The 704-nt window shown below is 65.6% G+C and carries 1 protein-coding gene; it reads left to right on the top strand.

All coding sequences use genetic code 11. The annotated features are described in order from the left end of the window. A partial coding sequence (locus IE266_RS26690; protein WP_229864558.1) for a hypothetical protein occupies nt 1-704 on the top strand: 704 nt, incomplete at both ends.

Genomic DNA, 704 nt, shown 5'->3' with positions numbered 1-704 from the left:
GACCTCAACCCTGGCCTTGGCATCCGCCAACGCCAGACTGGCAACCGGTCTCACGCTGGCGGACCTGAAGACGTTCACGGCCGCGCGCACGAACCTCAGCGAGACAACCCGAGACCGGTATGTCAGCGCGATCACCCGGGTTGGTGAGATCCTGAATCGCCCGCTGACGCAGATCGAAGCGAGCCTCGATCAGTTCGAGGTCCGCTTCCCGCTCGACGGGTTCGATCCGTCGCGATGGCCGACGGATGCGGCTTACCAGACGTTTCGTCGGCGTCTCCAGGCGGCCCTGCGGGCGTTCCACGGCATCCAGGAGGCGAAGCGGCAACTACGGGACTGTGACGACGAGTGGACAGATCTCTTCGCGGCGCTTGAGCCCCTGACCAAAGGCCGTATCGGCGTCTCCGCGAAATGGCATCCGATGAAACTCTCGATGCTGCGGTCGTTTGCCCTTATCGCGCGGTCCTACGGCTGGCAGCCGAAGGATCTGACCCCGGACCGGGCGGCGCAGATCGACGGCGACTTCAACGGCAATACCCGCGAGGCAAATGCACGCTCGCTGGTCCGCCTCGACGACCTGCGCGTGTTTCCTGAAATCCTGCCCCTCCTGCCAGACCGCCCGATCGGGTTTGTCCGGAGCGCCCGGACTCCCGGGGCCAATAGGCTGCCGGAGGCCTGGGCGGCGCAGTATCACCCGTGGATCAAGC

The sequence above is a fragment of the Seohaeicola zhoushanensis genome (genome assembly GCF_014656415.1).
GTDB classification, from domain to species: domain Bacteria; phylum Pseudomonadota; class Alphaproteobacteria; order Rhodobacterales; family Rhodobacteraceae; genus Seohaeicola_A; species Seohaeicola_A zhoushanensis.
This window is presented reverse-complemented; position numbering and strand designations above follow the sequence as displayed.